At 38.5% G+C, this 19,748-nt stretch carries 21 protein-coding genes and 1 pseudogene; 3 read left to right on the forward strand and 19 right to left on the reverse strand.

What is annotated here, in order from left to right:
- Positions 1-46: 46 nt before the first annotated feature.
- Together ADM90_RS02815 and ADM90_RS02820 are read right to left on the reverse strand one after the other, a co-directional pair.
- Entirely contained in the window at positions 47-307 is a 261-nt protein-coding gene (locus ADM90_RS02815; protein ID WP_053993550.1) for a metal-sensitive transcriptional regulator, read from the reverse strand.
- A 28-nt stretch (positions 308-335) separates the two neighbouring features.
- Positions 336-1,040: a glycosyltransferase family 2 protein gene (locus ADM90_RS02820; RefSeq protein WP_053993551.1), complete on the reverse strand. Its 705-nt coding sequence runs from the start codon at positions 1,038-1,040 to the stop codon at positions 336-338.
- 389 nt (positions 1,041-1,429) lie between these two features.
- On the opposite strand from ADM90_RS02820, the gene ADM90_RS23595 reads away from it, so the two are divergent.
- A protein-coding gene (locus ADM90_RS23595) for an IS630 family transposase (protein ID WP_152927960.1) occupies positions 1,430-2,468 on the forward strand; the annotation gives its coding sequence in 2 pieces (ribosomal slippage) (positions 1,430-1,927 and positions 1,929-2,468; 1,038 coding nt in all).
- Positions 2,469-2,516: 48 nt separating this feature from the next.
- Positions 2,517-4,256, forward strand: a complete 1,740-nt coding sequence (locus ADM90_RS02840; protein WP_083448440.1) for an SEL1-like repeat protein — start codon at positions 2,517-2,519, stop codon at positions 4,254-4,256.
- A gap of 44 nt (positions 4,257-4,300) precedes the next feature.
- On the opposite strand, the gene ADM90_RS02845 is transcribed toward ADM90_RS02840, so the two are convergent.
- From ADM90_RS02845 to aceA, 7 genes are all read right to left on the reverse strand, one after another.
- The gene (locus ADM90_RS02845) at positions 4,301-4,687 is read right to left on the reverse strand and encodes a hypothetical protein (protein WP_053993555.1); all 387 of its coding nucleotides are present in this window, start codon (positions 4,685-4,687) and stop codon (positions 4,301-4,303) included.
- Positions 4,688-4,760: 73 nt separating this feature from the next.
- Entirely contained in the window at positions 4,761-6,134 is a 1,374-nt protein-coding gene (locus tag ADM90_RS02850; RefSeq protein WP_053993556.1) for a HAMP domain-containing sensor histidine kinase, read from the reverse strand.
- Positions 6,131-6,802: a response regulator transcription factor gene (locus tag ADM90_RS02855; RefSeq protein ID WP_053993557.1), complete on the reverse strand. Its 672-nt coding sequence runs from the start codon at positions 6,800-6,802 to the stop codon at positions 6,131-6,133. Before ADM90_RS02855 ends, ADM90_RS02850 begins: the two co-directional genes overlap by 4 nt.
- A gap of 74 nt (positions 6,803-6,876) precedes the next feature.
- Positions 6,877-7,974: a DUF1648 domain-containing protein gene (locus ADM90_RS02860; RefSeq protein WP_053993558.1), complete on the reverse strand. Its 1,098-nt coding sequence runs from the start codon at positions 7,972-7,974 to the stop codon at positions 6,877-6,879.
- A gap of 4 nt (positions 7,975-7,978) precedes the next feature.
- Positions 7,979-8,374 carry a GntR family transcriptional regulator gene (locus tag ADM90_RS02865; protein WP_053993559.1) on the reverse strand — a complete coding sequence of 132 codons (396 nt, stop codon included), beginning with the start codon at positions 8,372-8,374 and terminating at the stop codon, positions 7,979-7,981.
- Between the two features lie 336 nt (positions 8,375-8,710).
- A complete protein-coding gene (locus ADM90_RS02870) occupies positions 8,711-8,956 on the reverse strand; it encodes a hypothetical protein (protein WP_053993560.1) in 246 nt (81 codons plus the stop codon).
- A 131-nt stretch (positions 8,957-9,087) separates the two neighbouring features.
- A complete protein-coding gene (gene aceA / locus ADM90_RS02875; RefSeq protein WP_053993561.1) occupies positions 9,088-10,371 on the reverse strand; it encodes an isocitrate lyase in 1,284 nt (427 codons plus the stop codon).
- A gap of 214 nt (positions 10,372-10,585) precedes the next feature.
- Between aceA and ADM90_RS02880 the strand changes: the two genes are divergently transcribed.
- The gene (locus ADM90_RS02880) at positions 10,586-11,257 is read left to right on the forward strand and encodes a LytTR family DNA-binding domain-containing protein (RefSeq protein ID WP_053993562.1); all 672 of its coding nucleotides are present in this window, start codon (positions 10,586-10,588) and stop codon (positions 11,255-11,257) included.
- 210 nt (positions 11,258-11,467) lie between these two features.
- Here the strand turns inward: ADM90_RS02880 and ADM90_RS02885 are convergent, their stop codons facing one another.
- From ADM90_RS02885 to ADM90_RS02930, 10 genes and pseudogenes are all read right to left on the reverse strand, one after another.
- Complete coding sequence (locus ADM90_RS02885) at positions 11,468-11,647, reverse strand: YezD family protein (protein WP_053993563.1); 180 nt, start codon at positions 11,645-11,647, stop codon at positions 11,468-11,470.
- Positions 11,647-12,048 carry a riboflavin kinase gene (locus tag ADM90_RS02890; protein ID WP_053993564.1) on the reverse strand — a complete coding sequence of 134 codons (402 nt, stop codon included), beginning with the start codon at positions 12,046-12,048 and terminating at the stop codon, positions 11,647-11,649. The genes ADM90_RS02885 and ADM90_RS02890 overlap by 1 nt, the downstream gene beginning before the upstream one ends.
- 58 nt (positions 12,049-12,106) lie before the next feature.
- Positions 12,107-12,397, reverse strand: a complete 291-nt coding sequence (locus ADM90_RS02895; RefSeq protein WP_053993565.1) for a hypothetical protein — start codon at positions 12,395-12,397, stop codon at positions 12,107-12,109.
- Between the two features lie 294 nt (positions 12,398-12,691).
- On the reverse strand, positions 12,692-13,816 hold the full coding sequence (gene ssuD / locus ADM90_RS02900) for an FMNH2-dependent alkanesulfonate monooxygenase (protein WP_053993566.1): 1,125 nt from the start codon (positions 13,814-13,816) through the stop codon (positions 12,692-12,694).
- A 12-nt stretch (positions 13,817-13,828) separates the two neighbouring features.
- Positions 13,829-14,995 (reverse strand): acyl-CoA dehydrogenase family protein, encoded by a 1,167-nt coding sequence (locus ADM90_RS02905; protein ID WP_053993567.1) that lies wholly within the window; start codon positions 14,993-14,995, stop codon positions 13,829-13,831.
- Between the two features lie 13 nt (positions 14,996-15,008).
- The gene (ssuE, locus tag ADM90_RS02910; RefSeq protein WP_053993568.1) at positions 15,009-15,527 is read right to left on the reverse strand and encodes an NADPH-dependent FMN reductase; all 519 of its coding nucleotides are present in this window, start codon (positions 15,525-15,527) and stop codon (positions 15,009-15,011) included.
- A 120-nt stretch (positions 15,528-15,647) separates the two neighbouring features.
- Entirely contained in the window at positions 15,648-17,039 is a 1,392-nt protein-coding gene (locus ADM90_RS02915; protein WP_053993569.1) for an LLM class flavin-dependent oxidoreductase, read from the reverse strand.
- A gap of 39 nt (positions 17,040-17,078) precedes the next feature.
- The gene (locus tag ADM90_RS02920) at positions 17,079-18,302 is read right to left on the reverse strand and encodes an acyl-CoA dehydrogenase family protein (RefSeq protein ID WP_053993570.1); all 1,224 of its coding nucleotides are present in this window, start codon (positions 18,300-18,302) and stop codon (positions 17,079-17,081) included.
- Positions 18,303-18,315: 13 nt separating this feature from the next.
- Complete coding sequence (locus ADM90_RS02925) at positions 18,316-19,524, reverse strand: acyl-CoA dehydrogenase family protein (protein WP_053993571.1); 1,209 nt, start codon at positions 19,522-19,524, stop codon at positions 18,316-18,318.
- Between the two features lie 18 nt (positions 19,525-19,542).
- A pseudogene (locus ADM90_RS02930) lies at positions 19,543-19,748 on the reverse strand (dimethylsulfone monooxygenase SfnG); the annotation flags it as partial.

Genomic DNA, 19,748 nt, shown 5'->3' on the forward strand with positions numbered 1-19,748 from the left:
TTAAATTATATTTAACTAATTCAAAATCCTTACTATTTTGTTACTATCACCGGCTTTTCACCACTAAATTAACAGCCTCCTGTATGGCCTCATTCATTTTTTCACCATCGCCCTCAGCATTTTGTACACATTCCAATAGGTTTGTACTGACAATTACACCGACTGTACGATCTACAGCAGAGCGTACAGCTGATAGTTGGGTAATCACTGCCTTACAGTCTTTTCCCTCCTCCATCATCTTTAAAATACCACGTAGCTGCCCTTCCATCCGCTTCACACGATTTTTCACTTGGTCTGAGTATTCCATAAGCTTTGCTCCTTTTGTTTATACTTATCTACAACCTGGGTTTTAAATAATTCATAAGCATTTTCGTAATAATAGTTCCTGCATTTGCAATTTCATCATATTGGATAATTGTATTTTTCTTTACACGTAGCTGTCCAATCTCCACCTCAAAAATAGGGCACTTTCTTTTAAGTGCCGTAATCAGCATATTTGTATCATAATCATAGCGCTCACCTTTTACCTTTATCAACCAAGGCAACTCATTGATTGAAATATAACGTAAACCTGTCTGGGTATCCATTAATTTACGATGGTACAATAGTTCAAAAAGTAAGGTTGTTGCACGATTACCCCAATAGGAAAAAAATGTACTATCAGTTGAATGAAAATTACGAACCCCCAGCACAATTCCTTCTGAAAATACCTTGGTCATTGTTAAAATAAGCTTGATATCTTGTAATGTATGTTGATTATGAGCGCCTACTGTAAGAACACCCCGAAACATTCTTCTATGCTCCTGTATATAAGTAAATGCTGTCTTCAATGCACCACCCTTTCCAATATTGCTATCATGTTGAAGGACTTGGCAGCCATCTATTTGTTTTAAATTTTCAAAAATATCTTTATATTTTGCATCACTGCCATCATTAACAACAATAATTTGTGTAATTGCTGTTGTTAACAACTGATGGACAAAAGTAATAAGTGATTGTTGTGGATTATATGCTGGAATAATAGCTGCAATATTTTTCATTTCTCTCCTCCACTACCGGCTGACAGGTTCTATGCATTTTCCTTATATCAAATAGTATCATGTAATAATAACAATTCAACTGATGAAGACCCTTAAAACTTATCAATAGTACTGCTATTTTTCCGATATATGAAAGAAGAGCATTTAATGAAAGAGGTGAGTGTTATCGTCATACATAATGAAATGTTCAAAAAGCACTATCAAAAATTAAAGCAGTTGTCCTTTATAACATTGGCTAAAAATTTCCAGGAGGCTCGTATGCTTGCTGTTTCAAAGCCAACGCTATCTCTTCAAAAATCTTTTCTTGTACTATATAAATTGAACTAAAGCTTCTATCTCCTTCAAAATGGGTAAAGTATACAAACTTATTGTCGAAAGGATGATCCCACATGTTACGCAATGAACAACGAGAAGAACTTCAAACGGCGATGCGACAAACAAAGGATAAGCGACTATTTGAGCGGTATCAGACTGTATTTCTACACCTTGAAGGAAAAAATAACGTTGAAATTGCGATGATCATTCAACGCAATCGAGCAACTGTTGGTGAATATATTAAAGCCTATAAAAAAGAAGGCATAACAGGTTTACGCATGGGGATTTCTACAGGTAAACCACATCGTTTGACCATCGAACAACGTGCTGAGTTGGCTGAGATTGTCACAACGAAAACGCCTGCTGATGTGGGATTTGCACCGTATACGAATTGGACGCTCGCGTTACTCGTTTCACTCGTGAAACGTGAATGGGCTGTGTCCTATTCTTTACGTGGCATGTCTAAATTATTAGAACGCATGCAATTTAGTCATACGCGCCCTACCTATACGTTGGCGAATGCGGACCCAGAAAAGCAAAAAACATTTAAAGAAGAAACATTTCCTGCTTTAAAAAAAGCTATTGTATGAGGAAATCGATCACCTTCTCTTTCAAGATGAGTCCATGATTCGTGACTACCAAGCCATTCAAAAGTCATGGTTTCCAAAAGGGAAACAGCGTCAAATCCCCACATACGGTAAGCATCAAGGCGTGAAATTAATCGGTACGTTAAATTATGAAACAGGTGAAATCTTCTGCGTCGAAGAAGAGAAATACGATGCAGAAGTCTTCCTGCGTTTCTTAGAAAAAGTCATTGCTCATTACCCAAATGGAAAAATTGTCATGATCCTCGATAACGCTCGCATTCATCATGCGAAGCTCATTCAGCCTTTTTTAAAGCTGCATCAAAATCGATTACAACTGGTGTTTTTACCACCTTACAGCCCGCAATTGAATTTAATTGAGGGGCTATGGAAATGGTTGAAAGACAGCGTCATTCATAATGTCTTTTTTTCAAGTACATCGCAAATCAAACTCGCTGTTCGTGAATTTATCCGTTGTCAAAGTGAAGATACACAAGGTATAATCGACCGACTTTGTGTTAGGTTCTAAAGTTCAATCTATATAGAAGAAATTTTATATGAGGTTTATCGCTTGGAAATGCATACTAAGCCAAAACAAAGAAATGTTCGTGTATTACTTAATAATCGAAGCTTTATCGCACAAATTCATCCACGCCGTATTTATTTATTAATGAACCTTGTTTATAAAATGACCAATAGTAATAACAACGAGCTTGTGGAAGCAAAGGCAGCAAAAATTGTATTTGATTATATAAGTGATATTGTGGAATGGTTTATTAAGCGCTATGATCGAAGGTTTCAGTCGTCTCGCCAAGCCTTTCCCTTTGAGGAGTCGACCCATCTATTCAATGACGCGCTACAGCAAGAGGAGTCTACAGAAGCTTATCAACATGCGGCTAGCTGGTTTGAGATTGCCGCAAAAAATGGAGATGCTAGCGCTCAATATAATTTAGGTGCCTTATATAATCATGGGCGAGGCGTTAAAAAGGATTATGCACTCGCAAAAATGTGGTATGAAAAAGCAGCAGCGCAAAATGATGCCAATGCTTATTATAGTCTTGGCGTGCTTTATCATCTTGGACACGGTGTGACACAAGACTACCAGAAGGCAGCACAGCATTATCAAATTGCTGCAGATTTGGGTTATGCAGATGCGCAGTATAACCTTGGTGTGCTTTATAACCAAGGGCTCGGCATGATGCAAAACTTTCAGGAGGCTGCAAAATGGTATACATTAGCAGCAAATCAAGGAAATACCAGTGCTCAAAATAATCTTGGTTTTCTCTATCATAATGGTACAGGGGTTAAGCAAAGCTATGAGGAGGCGATTGCTTATTTTGAAATGGCTGCTCTAGCAGGGGATGCCAGTGCTCAATATAATTTGGGCTATATGTATCTGAAAGGTCGCGGTATTTTACAAAATTTTGAAGAAGCAGCAAAATGGTTTCATATAGCTGCATTGCAGGACCATACAAATGCAGAGTTTCAGTTGGCCATGCTCTACAATACGGGGCAAGGCATTGAGCAGGATGAACAAGAGGCTATGAAATGGTTTAAGCTTGCAGCACACAAAGGGCATCTAAATGCTCAATATTGCCTTGGACTACTGTATCAAAAAGAACAAAATTTTGCTTCAGCGGAAAAATGGCTATTATTAGCTGCGGAGCAAGGACATATTAGTGCAGGCTTTGAGCTTGGGCGCATCTATGTTTATCAACTACAGCAGCCGAAAAAAGCATTGTCCTACTTAAAGGCTGCGGCTGAAAAGGGTTATGCAGATGCACAATATGAGCTTGGGTTATTACTAACAGCAGGAACGGCTATTCCTGTAAATTATAAGGAGGCTATGAAATGGTGGAGAGCAGCAACCGATCAATCGCATATTCAAGCCGAGTATCAATTAGGATTACTGTATGAACAAGGGTTAGGCGTTGCTATGGACCTTGAGGAGGCACGTAGATGCTATCGACTCGCTGCTATTCAAGGACATGCAGGTGCACAATACCAGCTTGGTAATTTATTTGATAAAGGAAAAGGTGTCGAGCAGGATTACACAGAGGCTGCAAAATGGATTGAGCAGGCTGCAGCCAAGGGCCATATCAAGGCACAATACCAATTAGCACAAATGCACAGTCATGGGCAAGGCGTGCCAAAGGATTTTGCAAGGGCTGCCCAGCTTTATCGACTCGCTGCCAATCAAGGGCATCAAAAGGCACAATTCCAGCTTGGTATGCTCTATAAAAAAGGATTTGGTGTCGCACAAGACTACCAAGAGGCAACAAGATGGCTAAAAAGATCACTTGAAAATATGGAATAAACCAAAATGACCCATATCACAATAAAGTGATATGGGCGTTTTCATTATTTTCGAACCATAAATGTAACAACAATAAATAAAGCAAAGCTAATTAACAATGTAGTACCACCTATAATAAAGAATACCAATGTAAAGGTATCACCTAAATGAAACGGATTGATGTGATAGAACCACATGCCTAATGTTAAACCAAAAACACCGAGAATCGCTGTCCAGCCATGAATGGTTACTAATTTTTGTGATTTTACTTGGAAAACACGATAAAAAATGCCCCATGCAAACATAGTCAGCCATCCAACAAGTAAAATATGCGCATGGATTGGCCGATATTCATAACTACCTGAGCCTGACATATGTGTACCTAAATACGTTCCAATCAAAGCAAAAATTGCTGCTAATCGAATAAGACGTATACCCCATTTTTGTTCCATAAGATAAATCCTCCTAAGCTTTTGTCACTTAATTAGCAATTTATCGTGGGAACATAAACTTTATATGAACTTCTTATAACAGTTTTGGGAACTGAATATAAATCTTTGTGCCAGCATTTATAGTACTTACCATCCGTATCGTGCCCTCATGCAGCTCAATAATTTCCCGGACAATAGATAATCCTAGCCCTGTTCCCTGCTTCGTCCTAGAGGTATCTGCACGGTAAAAACGTTCATATACTTTTAACAGTTGCTCCGGTGTCATTCCTATACCGCTATCCTCGATAAGAATATTAATAGAGTTTGCCTTCTCCTGCAAATTTATATATATTTGTCCATGCACTTTATTATATTTAATAGCATTTGTCAGCAAATTATCCCATACATTTTGGAGCAGCTCTGCATCTCCCACATATGTTATTTGCTCCATCTTGTAAGTGAGTTGGAGCTGTGCCTCTTCAATCTGCCAACGATATTTTCTTATTGCTTCCTTTAGCTGTTCATCTAATCGATAGGGCTTTCGTTTGATCATTCTTGTTGATTGATCGAGTGAGGTTAGTAATAATAATTGCTTTGTTAATGTAGATAAACGTTTTGTTTCAAGCTCAATAATTGTTGCATATTCTTGCCGTTCCTTCTCTGTTAGTAAAGGATTTTTAAGAAGCTCAACATAGCCTTGAATGTTAAGTAAAGGGGACTGAAAATCATGCGATACATTACTAATAAATTCCTTTCGTATACGGTTATTTTCCTGTAATTTTTCAGTCATAATGGTAAAGCTCTTTGCTAATTGGCCTATTTCATCTGCTCGCTCAATGTCCAATGGCGTATCAAATTTTTCATGTGCAAGCTGGTGCGTTGCTGCTGTTAGCTTTGTAATTGGCCGAATCAATGCCTTGGCAAATAATAGCATGGCAAGCAAGCTCAATATTGTCATCACTAAAACTAATCCAGCAAGTATTGTATGCACTTCCGAAAATAATAGCCGAATATCTGGTCGGACAAACAGCGCATAGGATTGCTCATTATAGCGAAAGGGTACACCGATTGTATTAATTAGCTCGTTCGCAAAAAAGCCTGTGACAAAGGTTGCTTTCGGAAAGTCCCGCATACCATGATAGATTTCCCCACCTAATACATGCTCAACAACCCATAACGGCAAGGCTTGCTCGCGATATTGCCCACCAAAAAAACGCTCTTCCTCACCAGTTGTTACATAAATTTGATAGCCAATATCACCAAGTGTTGCTAAATAATTATCTAAATCCAGTGGTTTAGCCATTTCAATATAGTTGGCAATACTCTGCGCAATTTTCACATTTTTCGCATCGTTTTCAGCTTTTACTACTTGATGATAATAAGTATTTGTCGCAAAAAAGCCAATACACATACTCCCCACCATCACAAGCATCGTTATAATAACAAATTTACCGTAGAGTGTTTTCATATGATTTCCTCTAACTTATAACCGACGCCTCGCACTGTTGTAATGATAACAGCTGTCTGATAACGATTTAATCGTTCACGAATGCGCTTAATATGAGTAGTCAACGTTTGTTCATCTCCATCATAATCATAGCCCCATATTTGTTCCATAATATAGCTACGCGTAAACACCTGACTAGGCCGTGATGCTAGTAATGCCAGTAATTCAAATTCCTTTAAAGGTAATAGAAGCGTCTCTTCCCCTATAACGACCTCAAAGCTTCGACGATCAATGATAAGCTTACCTACCTGAAGGGTTACTTGATTTTTCTTGTCCAATCTGCGCAATATAGCTGCTATACGAAACAGTAATTCCTTCGGTTCAAAGGGCTTGACAACATAATCATCTGAGCCTGCTAAAAAGCCCCGTTCCTTATCAGCTAACTCACTCTTTGCTGTTAATAATAAAACGGAAATATCATATTCCTTCGTTAATATCTCTGTTAATGTAAAACCATCCATCCCTGGCATCATCACATCGACTACAGCGAGATCAGGCAGATTTCCTTCCACTAGTACTAACGCCTGCTGTGCATTTTTCGCACAAAGCACCTGATAGCCTTCTTTTGTTAAATAAATCGTTACTAACTGTAAAATATGTGCATCATCATCAACAACAAGTATTTTCATTAGCCTGCCTCCGTTCAATCAAAACAAAAAATCCGCTCACTTGGAACGAATTTTTATTAGTAGTTATAATTATTTTATAATGAAAAAATGGAAATCAACAGTAATAAGATAAATGGCAAGCCGATCACAATATAACCTCTAGGGTTGGCAAGGTTCATTGTCCAGCCGACACCAAAGCGCTTCTCGACAAAAACTGATGGATCATGTCGATTCATATAAATTAAACCACCCTTCCAATAGCGGTCTTCATCGACATCCATTACATGTGAATCAATATTTTCCTTATAGTGTACTTTATGCTTATGTTTTTTCATTGCATACACGATTAGTGATCCAAGCACAACCACTAAAAATAAAATAAACAATGGTAAAAGTTTATAACCTACAATAACAGAAGGATAGATATTGCTTAACTGCAGCACCGTCAGTAAAATTGTTAAAGCATAGCTTACCAATAGAAGATTCCAACTTATATATTTCCGTGTCTTAAGCTGATCTTCCAATGATTCCTCCTTGCGATTAACTGCTAGCTTAATGGCAGATCGTTTAATAGAATCTGTAATTCCCCACATCATACATTGCATGAGCAGCATAAGTATCGGCAATGACATAGCTGTGAAATATGTTTTATCTTGCCATGCATCCGCTTCCCCACTTGGTCCCCAATGTACTGCTATATTTGCCGGCATTTGGTCGTAATGCAACATTGTATACATCATTAAAAATAGAGAGATGGCTAGAGGTACAGCAAAAAATGACCAAGGTAGCATTTCATCACGACTACGTGCTGTTAAGTCAACTGCACGCACTTGTTTAATATGCAGTCCCCACTGTTCCTGCTTTTTTAGCGCAGATACCTTTTGATGATTCATCCAGTACAGCAACATACTTACTGTTAACATACCGAATAAACAGCCAGCTAGAACAATACTTTGCATGGATTCAGATGGAACTAGTATTTTATAGCTCACAACCATGAAAATGAACAACACAAAACCTACACTTCCTACAATTTGAGCATAACGCTTTTTCATCTTAGCTAAAGTGGGATGTTTAATATTTTGCTCTGGCACTGTCACACCAAAAACAATCGTTTCCCGGACAATAAAGGGCACAATGATTTGCAAAATTAATGTTATGATGTAGATTGTACTAAAAACACCAAGTACCATTTTGCTACACTCCCTCTACTGGTATTTGTAAATCGGCAAATACCTTTTTCATCATGTGCTCAATCTGTTCCGCTGTTGCGCCGAGCACCATACCTTCTGCCACAACAGGCTTTAAATTCTTTTCGATTTGTCGCAGTTGTTCAGGCGTTAAAGCTCTCTCCTCTGTGGAGCATATAACTGCCCCTGACTTAGCTCGTATGCTAATAATACCTTTTGCCTCTAATTCATGATAGCTTTTATTGACCGTATGCATATTTACCCCTAAATCAGCAGCTAAGCTCCGCACAGATGGCAATGTATCCCCTGGCTGCATATCACCTCTTGCAATCCCTTCAATAATTTGGCGTGTCACCTGTTCATAGATAGGTATAGCAGAATTTGGCTCTATTTGAATAAACATTGTTATCAGCTCCACATTTGTTATATATATAGTATAACAAATATAAAGGTCATTGAAAAATAATTATGTGAAGGATATTTTAGAAAATTTTCTTCTGCAAAATAAAAAATCTGCATCGACACATCGTCCCGCAGATTATTGTACAAAAAAAGATGCCTTACAAGCTCCCCATCTAAGCTCGTAAGACATCTTCCCCCTTTTTAAATCTCTTTACTTTTTATAAATAGACCCCTTTTATAACGCATGCTCATTTCTTTAGATAAAGTGAAGTAGGTTGAACTGTACTTGTGTATCGTTCATTTTAGGAAAGTTTGATTAAGATAGTAGATTTATCGTTTACGCTAATTTTTTATACCCTGGAAGTGTCAAGAATTCCGTAAATTCATCTTGTTCAATTAAAGATTTAAACAATTCAGCAGCTTCTTCATAGCGACCATCGTTATAGGCTTGTTCCCCAACAGCCTCTTTAATTTTCACAAGTTCTTCCTCCAAGATTTTTAGCACCATTACTAATGTAATATCGCGACCATCCTCTAAAATACCTGTTGGATGTCGAATGAGGAATTTCTGCTGTCGCAGCATCCCTTTATTTTGACGAGCCTCTAATAGCTCTTTTACCTTTACGTTTGCAATTTTGTCACCTCTGCTTTAGGAGAAGCAGAGGTGACTGCTCTATGATTATGAATTTAGGAATACATGTAATTTACGAAAGCTTAGACAAATTGTTCTGTTTCAGTAGAACCAGCCATTGCCGTTGTAGAAGAAGTACCGCCAGAGATTACTTGAGAAATTTCATCAAAGTATCCAGTACCTACTTCACGTTGGTGACGTGTAGCTGTATAGCCTTTTGATTCAGAAGCAAACTCAGCTTGCTGTAGTTTAGAGTATGCAGCCATACCATTATCTTTATAATCATGTGCAAGTTCAAACATAGAGTGATTTAACGCATGGAAGCCTGCTAATGTAACAAATTGGAATTTGTAACCTAGTTTACCAAGCTCGCGTTGATACTCTGCAATTTCCTCTTCTGAAAGGTTTGCTTTCCAGTTGAATGAAGGTGAGCAGTTGTATGCAAGCATTTTACCTGGGAACTGTGCATGAATAGCTGCAGCAAATTCACGAGCTTCCTCAAGTGATGGCTTAGATGTTTCACACCAAATTAAATCTGCATATGGCGCGTAAGCTAAACCACGAGCAATCGCTTGTTTAATACCTGGGTTTGTACGGAAGAAACCTTCTGGTGTACGTTCGCCAGTAATAAACTCTGCATCGCGTGGGTCAATATCTGATGTAACCATATCTGCAGCGTCAGCATCTGTACGAGCGATTAAAATTGTATCTACGCCCATAACATCTGTTGCTAAACGAGCAGCTACTAGATTACGCACAGCATTTTGTGTTGGCAGTAAAACTTTTCCTCCTAAGTGACCACATTTCTTTTCAGAAGCTAATTGGTCCTCTAAGTGAACGCCAGCTGCTCCAGCTTCAATCATGCCTTTTACAAGCTCGAATACGTTTAGTGGACCACCAAAGCCTGCCTCTGCATCTGCTACGATTGGTGCGAACCAGTCGAATTCATCTGCACGTCCTTCAGCATGGTCAATTTGATCTGCACGTTGAAGTGCTTGGTTAATTCGTTTTACTACTGCTGGTACAGAGTTTGCTGGATATAATGATTGGTCAGGATACATTTGTCCTGAAAGGTTTGCATCCGCAGCTACTTGCCAGCCTGATAGATAGATAGCTTTTAAACCTGCTTTTACTTGTTGTACTGCTTGGTTACCTGTTAATGCTCCTAATGCATTAATAAATGGCTCTTCATGTAATGAATTCCAAAGTCGAGTAGCGCCCTTTTGTGCTAATGTTTGCTCAACTATAACAGTTCCCTGTAATTTAACAACCTCTTCTGCTGAATATGTGCGTTCAATCCCAGCCCAGCGTGGGTTTTCAGCCCATTGTTTTTCTAAAGCTTCGATTCTTTCTTGACGAGTTGACATATTGAAATTCCACCTTCCCCTTTGTGTACAATATACTCTGTTAAAAAACTTTTTAATTCACTGTTCCATAACAGGTTTATTTGTTGTAAATTAATATATAACAGAATATTTAAATTTTCATTATTTTTTGATAAAAGGCCAGATTTTCAAGATGAAACCGCTTTTTCGGCGACGAAATTTGGTAAACTGTTTACAAACAAGGGGGATATTCACAATGAATAATAAGTTAAATTCTTGCACAAAAGATATTTCACAACAGTATATTATGATGTTGAAGGACTGGATTCCTACTGATGCATCCATAGCCATTGCTGTTGAAAATACGTACATTTATTTTCATTCCAGCCATCAAAATATCCGCTTAGAGGTGGGACAACCTGTATTGCCAGGTAGTATCGCTGGGCAGGTGTTACAGACACGCCAAAAAACAGAAGCCATTTTAGATAACTCTCTATTTGATACACCCTATTATGGAATTGGTTATCCCATTAACGTGCAAAATCAACCAGCAGCATTGGTAGTTGTCTTACCTCCAGCCTTCTCCGCCAAAAAAACAGAGCCATTTCAATTTTTAACTGGCAAGCAAGAAGAAGAATGGAACCCTATAGCTATCAATAAAATATCTCATATAGAAAGTCTGCAGAAAAAAACGTGGTTTTATGTAGATGGTGAACAATTTAAAACGACTATTACACTTAAAGAACTACAAACGAGATTGCCATCCTATTTTATACGGATTCATAGATCCTATATTGTTAATATTCATTTTATAAAAAAGATGGCACGTGACCTTACATCAAACTTTATTGTTACATTGATTGATGGTAGTGAGCTACCGGTAAGTCAGTCCTATATTACGAATCTTAGAAATGCCCTTGAATTTTAGAAATAGTAAGCGGCTGAAGTTTGAATGGAAACCTCAGCCGCTTAAATTTTATCCACTTGTAAAAACGAATGCTTTATGAACGTGTATCATTAGCTATTGCATGGTACATAAAGTGAACCTTCATTCAGCGGAGATTTTCCTCATCTCCTACTGATTGGACGTTTCACCAATCGAGTTCTTATAGGCTAAAAGTAATTATTTCATTCAAGACTATCTCTTTGATTGTTTAGCAAGCACCTGCTGAGGTTTTTCTTGCTCAAAGCGTTTCTTCTTTGTTACATCTAATTGTGTAATACTGCCATTATGAATCGTTATGGTGATTGCTCCATAGCTAATGTTCGATAAATGATCTACAATTTCCTTGAATACATCTGCTTTTATATTTGTCATCATGAAACACCCCTCAATGCTTTACTTTTAAATTGATTTCGAGCATATTGTACATCTAGTTGGAGCTGCTGAATCAGCGCTTCTATGCTCTTAAATTTTTTCTCTGGTCGTATCGGAAATACAATTTTAACATTCATATGCTCTTCATAAATGCTATCCTGAAAATCTAAAATATGCACCTCTACTGTCTGATGATTACCATCATTAAATGTTGGACGATTACCAATGTTCATCACACCATTGTATAACTGATTCTTTAAATAAACCTCTACACCATATACACCATTCGTCGGAATACAGCTGGCTGAAGTCGCTATATTGGCAGTTGGAAAGCCTATTGTTCTGCCAAGTCGCTTACCGTGTCTTACTTTTCCTTCAATCAATTGAAGCAATGCTGTCATATGATTCCCTCCTCTTAAAATCTGACATACCTATCCATTACTAATTAAACTCATAATTTTAGTATGTTTTAGAATCAAACCTTTCTGTACTAAATTGTTGTAATGCATATGCAAGATTCCCTTGACCAAACTTATAAAATTTAGCTCTTTTACTGGGCTGAACATACTTTTTCAAAAAAACGACGATGGCTTTTCTACGGTCATAAATATGATGAAATCCTGTATCAAAGAGCTTTTCATCAATTGTATTGTATACGCCTCGATTGATCGAAAACGTCATCTCACACCATTTCGCAAATTTTAAATCGGGTACATGATAAATTTCCTCAATATCTATATTTTTATCCATTCCTGCTCCTCCTTTACTATTCTTTATATGTAAACAGAAAAGGTTCCTTATCAATTAACAGACAAGGAACCTCTAGTCGACTAGTAGGTATAGTATATGGGTTAAGTTCATTTTGCCTGCGTACGATTGTTGCCAAATAAGCATAAATGACTTCAAACTTTTAAAGTAGGTAGTTATTATAATACTCAACCTGAATACCAAAGTAAAGTATTTTTATAAGAATTGTTATCTTTAATATCTGCACTTATTAAACTTGTTGCGGTAAAACTATTTTTCCTAGTCAAAATACCCCTATCACTTCAGTGTAACGGATTGTATATCCCCACCAAACGGACTAAAAAACACACGGTCATTTGTGTTATCTTTCTTCTGAACTGGTAGTTTAGGAAATAATAATTCCGCAACATTATAGGCTTCCTCTAAATGTGGGTAGCCCGAGAAAATAAAGGTTTCAATTCCTAAATCGGCATATTCCTGAATACGTGCGGCAACTGTATCTGGATCACCAACCAAAGCAGTTCCGGCTCCTGTACGAACAAGACCTACACCCGCCCAAAGATTTGGACTAATTTCTAATTTAGTCCGATCCCCTTTATGCAACTCTGTCATTAAACGCTGCCCTTCTGAATCCATACGACTAAATACTTTTTGAGCCTGCTCAATCGTTTCATCATCTACATATTGAATTAAATCATTTGCTGCCTGCCATGCTTCTTCCTCTGTTCTGCGGACAATCAGATGAAGACGAATGCCAAATTTAATTGTTCGTCCTTGTTCCTCCGCTAATGCGCGCATCTTAATAATTTTTTCCTCCACCTGCACTGGTGGCTCTCCCCATGTTAAATAGGCATCAATATGTTTTGCAGCTACTTGCATCGCAATACCTGAAGACCCCCCAAAATACAGAGGTGGATAGGGCTGCTGAATAGTTTCATATGGCAATTGACCGCCAGCTACTTTCAAGTAATCCCCCTCAAAATCAACAGTATTTTCCGTGAATAAATTGCGCCAGATGGTTAAAAATTCATCTGTTAATTTATAGCGTTCATCATGATCAAGGAAGAAGCCCTCTCCTGCTAACTCGACAGGGTCTCCTCCAGCCACTACGTTAATCAGCAACCGACCACCTGAAAAACGATCTAATGTCGATGACAGTCTAGCTGCAAAGCTTGGGGACATTAAGCCAGGTCGTACGGCTACCAAAAATTTTAGATTTTCAGTAGCAGCAAGCAAACTCGACGCAACAACAAAGCCCTCCTCACAAGTTTTCCCTGTTGGAATGAGTACACCTGTATATCCAAGCTGATCGACTGCCTGTGCGATTTGCCGTGTATAATCAAAGGTCGCTGGTCGTGCCCCCTCATATGAATTTAAATAGCGTACATCGCCATTCGTTGGAATAAACCAAAATACTTCCATTATTTTTCCTCCTTATGAATATGGTGAAATTTCTGGATATTTCCCGTTTAATGCAAATTGTCCAATATCCCTTATTTTGTAATCAATAGGATCATGTAGCGTATGGGTTCGAACATTACGCCAATAACGGTCAAAATTATACTTTGCCGATGTAGCACGTGCACCCATTAGTTCAAACATGCCATTTGTAATGTCTAATGCTGTTTTAACAATTTGAACCTTCGCTGTTGCCACAGCAATACTGCATTCACTACGCTGCTTGATGGTGAGCTGCTGTCTGTCATTCCAAGTAGCCTGTAGGTGGTCATTAGCGATATTAGACAAGGCTATAGCCGCCTGTAATTTAACAAAAAACTCACCATAATGGTAGACATAGTACGGGTCTTCGGAAGCGTCCTGTACATTTGCTGTTAACCATGGTCTCGTAAAGTTTTTCGTATATTCCTTTGCGGCCTGAAATGCTCCTTCAGCCGTTCCTAACAGGACATGATTTAAAATGGATTGTGCGATATGTGTACGGATAGTTGATTTAAGACTGATAGTATGTGTGGGATTTGCAACAAGCACCTCTTGTGCTAAAACTTCTACATGCTCAAACTGAACACTTCCGCTATCTGTTTGCCTTTGTCCAAAGCTATCCCAGTCATTTTCAACAAGTATACCTGTTCTTTTAGTAGGTATTATAGCAAATAAAACGCCCTCTTCATCTCTCTTTTGTGCAGAAATTAATAAAAGGTCTGAGTCACTGGCCCCTGAGCAAAAGCTTTTCACACCATTAATTTCCCAACCAGACTGTGTTTTTGTAGCTGTGACACGTTGATCTAATGGATTAAATGCATTACCCCAAAATAAATTTCTCTCGGCTGTCTGCTGAGCATAATATGCAAATTGCCTCTCTGTACCATAAAGATCTACAGTCGCTAAACATAAAAAGTGATAACCAAATAAATGAGCCAGCGAGCTATCCACCTGTGCAATTTGTTTAATAATAGCCAGCACATTTAACCAATCTTGCCCGTATCCACCTAATTCTTTAGGTGTGATTAGACCTAATAAATCACTGCGGCGAATCAAATCTCGCTGCTCCTTAGCAGTACCACCTTCCTTATCACGCTCACTCGCTGTTACTGCAAATTTGTCGATGAGGTCGCTCACAATCGCACTGATTACTGTCATCATTCCATTCCCTCTTTCAATGCACTGTTATTTTTGCTAAGGCTAACTTTAGCTGATTGTCAATGCGTGTGATGACTTCCTCATCAATGACAAAATCTGTTGCTGCTTTTTTAATGTATCGATCTAAAATATAAATCCCCTGTAAAATCTGCGTTGCACCTAACGAGGCAAGCACTGGTTTTAACGCATAATCAATCGCTAATAAATGATGTAATGTTCCACCAACTGCAATCGGAATCACAATTTTATTTTCCAACCCCTTTTGTGGCAGCAAATCTAAATAAGTTTTTAAAATACCCGAATATGCAGCCTTATAGACAGGTGTTAATATAATAACCACCTCCGCGTCTGCCACTAATTGATTGGCTGCAATAATTTCTTCATGGTTAAAATTAGCTGAAAGTAAATCCTGAGCGGGTAATCGATAAATATCAATTATTTTAATATCTCTCACAGCTTGCTCAATATAACTTTTCACACCGTTTACACGTGAAAAGCTTGAATTTGTTCCATTAATAATGACTGTACTTGACATTTTAAAACCTCCAAAAATTGTATTGTTGAGAACAGCTCACCTTTCCAAAACAAAAAGCACTTATTCACAATGCTATGAACAAGTGCCTCTATTATGTATAGTTGGCCATTCAATCTATCATTAAATTACTTTTGCTTTATTACTATCTTTTCTATAATTTGCACCTATATGCTCTTGGGCTAAATAGGCTTTACCTTTTCCAAATAACTTTTCACGATAAACGCCCTCCTCGTACGCTGTTTTTAACAGCCCACGTCGTTGCAGCTCAGGTGTCACCAAATCTGCAAAGTCAATAAAAGTCCCTGGTGTAATAGCATATGCTATGTTAAAGCCATCAATATCAGTTTCATCCACCCATTCTTCAAATTTATCAACAATTTGCTTAGGAGTTCCTACAACAACAGGTCCCATACCACCAATACCTGCAAAAGTAGCTAATTCCCTTACTGTCCATTTTTTATTTGGACTAAATTTTGTTAAGACTTCCAGTAGGGATTTTATGGCGTTTGTTTCAATGTAGTTGATTTCCTCATCTAAATCATATTGCGAGAAATCCACACCTGACCAGCCACTTAGCAGCGTTAATGCACCTTCTAAGCTAACATAGCTTGCTAACTCATCATATTTAGCCCATGCTTCTTGCTCCGTTTCACCAACAATTGGTGTAAATAAAGCAAACACCTTTAAGCTCTGTGGATCTCTGCCTTCATCTCGAGTTTTTTGGCGCAAGTCCTTCACATATGCCGTACTTGCCTCCTTTGATGGTACAGAAATAAATGTACATTCTGCATGCTTTGCTGCGAATTTTTTACCAGCCTCCGAGGCTCCTGCCTGGAATAATACTGGTGTTCGTTGTGGCGATGGCTCACATAAATGGATACCAGGAACATCAAAATACTTCCCTTTATGTTGAATCTCATGAATTTTTGTAGGGTCTGTAAATATACCAGTTTCTTTATCACGAATGACAGCCTGTTCCTCCCAGCTTCCTTCCCACAGCTTATAACATACCTCTAAGTACTCATCGGCAATATGATAACGCTCTTGGTGCTGGAACCTATCCCCTATATCAATATTTTTAGTGCCGCTTTCTAAATAGGAGGTAACGATATTCCAAGCAACTCTGCCTTTTGTCAGATGATCGAGTGTTGAAATACGTCGAGCAAATGGATAGGGATGCTCAAAGGTTGTCGAGCATGTAATACCAAATCCTAAATGCTTTGTAGCATGTGACATAGCAGATACCAGCAAAATAGGATCATTGACTGGTACTTGTGTTGCCTCCCGTATCGTTGTTTCTTTATCATTGCCATAGACATCATAAATACCTATTACATCGGCAATAAACAGTCCATCAAAACGTCCTTTTTCCAACGTTTTTGCTAGCTCCACCCAATACTCAATATCCTTATAGCGCCATGCCTGATCATCTGGATGTCTCCACAGACCTGGTGACTGGTGCGCCACACAATTCATATCAAATGCATTCAAATAGATGCGCTTTTTCTTCATAATAGTCTGCCCTCTCTACCCTCGCTTATCTTTAATTAATTATGCAGTTGTTGAAGCGTCCTTGTCTTCTCCCCATAGCTCTAATGGCAAATCTAAAATCAGTTTGCCGACTTGATCGCGCCCAATATGATTGGAGGGAGCCATTGGAATACCCGCACGTGCATCACGATATAGTCTCTCAAAAATACCTTCTGCATAACCATAGCCGCCAGCTACTTCCATCGCTACACGAGCTGCAAAATCAGCAAGCTCCGTTGTTTGCACCTTAAATTCTACAATTTCTCTACCTAATAAAGAGAGAGATTCACCTTTGGCTAATAGCTCATCATGATGACGGGCTAAATCTAACTGCCAAGCCTTTAAAGCTGTAATTTGAATTTGAACCTCTGCTAATCTTGCTCGTAATACTTGGTAATCAGCAAGCCGTTTATTAAACCCTTTGTTTACAGCACTTTTCACATGATTTACCGCAGCATCTAATGCTCCCTGGGCTACTCCTAACCAAGCCGAAGATAAACCTACTAAATAAATAGGATTAATGCCCTCTGCAATAATATCCTTGCCTAAGCCCTCCTTCCCTAAAAGATCTCGCTTTGGTACAACGACATCATCATAACGAATAGGTCCACTATGATTCCCACGCACACCTAATGCCTTCCAGGGCTGTGCTGTAATACCTTTACTTTTACCATCTACAATAAAGAAGCTAAGATCACTAACATCCTCACTATCTGGCGTTCTTGTTTGTAATAAATAGAAATCGGCTTGACCTCCACTCGTTGTAAAGGATTTTTCCGCATTAATAATATAATCTTCTGCTCGACGCTCCGCTTGGCTTAAACTATACCAAACATGACCACGTGTTGCTTTTTCGCTAATCGAAAATGTACCAATTAATCCATCACGAATCGGCAATAGCCAGCGTTCCTTTTGCTCATCATTTCCATATAAATGAATGCCCTGTGCACCACCAACATGCATCGCATATACGAGTGCAGTCGAAGCATCCACCTTGCCAATTTCCTCTGCGGCAATGGCAAATCCTAAATAACCTAAGCCTAAGCCACCCCACTTTTCATCAATTGTGACAGAATTCCACCCTTCTTTTGCTAAAGATAGAAGGTTTTCACGTGGGAATTTTGCTTCCTTATCAATAATTTCTGCATTTGCTTTAATGACTGTTTCAATAATTGGACGAATTCGCTGACGAATCTCCTCTACATATTCTCTGGAATAAGGATTTTTTTCTGATACTATACTCATTCATTTTCCTCCTTTAGAAATATACTTCATTAATGGGTAGGTCGATTTTATTTACTTCATAATTCCCAATTGCCCTTGCCTTGTAGACGGTTGGATTATGAGAAGAGATCGTACGAATATTGCGCCAATGCCGATCTAAATGGGCTGTTTTGCGTGTAGCAGAAGCCCCTCCCACCTCAAATAACAGTGTTGCTGCCTCGAGAGCTAGCTTGTCGACAACAACTTTAGCCTGGGCTGCACGCAATGATGCTTGATGGCTTGCTTTGTATGAAATAATGCCCTTGTCAGCCGCTTCAATAGCTTCATCTAGCTCCTTCGCTGCTGCCAATACAATTGCTTTAGCGGCAAAGGCACGACTAGATAATTCGCCCACCACTTGTAGTAGCTGTGGATCTTCCGTTGGTTTTTCTGCCGCTGCAAAACTAAATGTTCTTGTTCTAGTTGATAGTAAATTTACCGCATCCTCTACAATAGTATGTAGAATTCCTACAATAACAGCCTGTAAGAATAACTGTAAATGCGCATTGAATGGTGTTGTATGATCAGGAATAATAAAAACTTCCGATTTTTCAACAAATACATGATTTAAGTTTGTTGTACCACTTCCCGTTAAGGTTTGACCAAATCCATCCCAATCATCTACCACTTCAATGCCCTCTCGATCAGTTGGCAAAATCACTCGAACCGTTTTGCCGTTGATATCCGAAGCCATAATTTCTACCCACTCTGCATATAAAGTGCCTGTGCTGAAATATTTTGTACCATTTAGACGATATCCTTCACCATCTACTGTTAGGTTCGTTTCAAATTGGAAAAGACCCGCATTTGTACTATTTAGCTCTGTAAAACCATTACCAATTAAATTGCCTTTCGCAATCGTTTCAAGCCATTTCACATTTTGTAAATTCTCTTTATCTAATAAAAACTGCTCGACTGCATAAAAATGGTAGCGTAGACTATGCGCAACATCTGGGTCTGCCGCTGCTAACTGAATAAGGACATCAAATACATCTTGAATGCTTGTACCAGCTCCGCCAAGTTCTTCAGGTAATCGTAATGCGCCTAAACGTGCCTTTTTAATTAACTGAATCGCATGATTTGGATGTGCTGTTTGGTTTTCCCTACGCCGTTTTGCAGCATCATCTTTAATTTCTTGTAACAGCTTTGTTAATTCCTCACTATTAGGTTTGACAATTGGACCTAACGTTACTTGTATGGACATATAAGCACCTGCCTTTTCTTAATTTTTTTGTAATTGTAAATGGGCTTCTTTTTCTTTTACTAAAGGAATGACCTTTTCACCAAAAGCCTTCAAATCCTCCTCATAATGCAAAAAGCCTGTTAGTACAATATTGATACCAATTTTCTTTAATTCAATAATTCGATCAGCAACTTGCTCAGCAGTACCAATTAACCTTGTTTTAAAGCCATCATTATACTGAATAA

The organism is Lysinibacillus macroides (assembly GCF_001281525.1).
In the GTDB taxonomy this organism is placed as follows: domain Bacteria; phylum Bacillota; class Bacilli; order Bacillales_A; family Planococcaceae; genus Lysinibacillus; species Lysinibacillus macroides.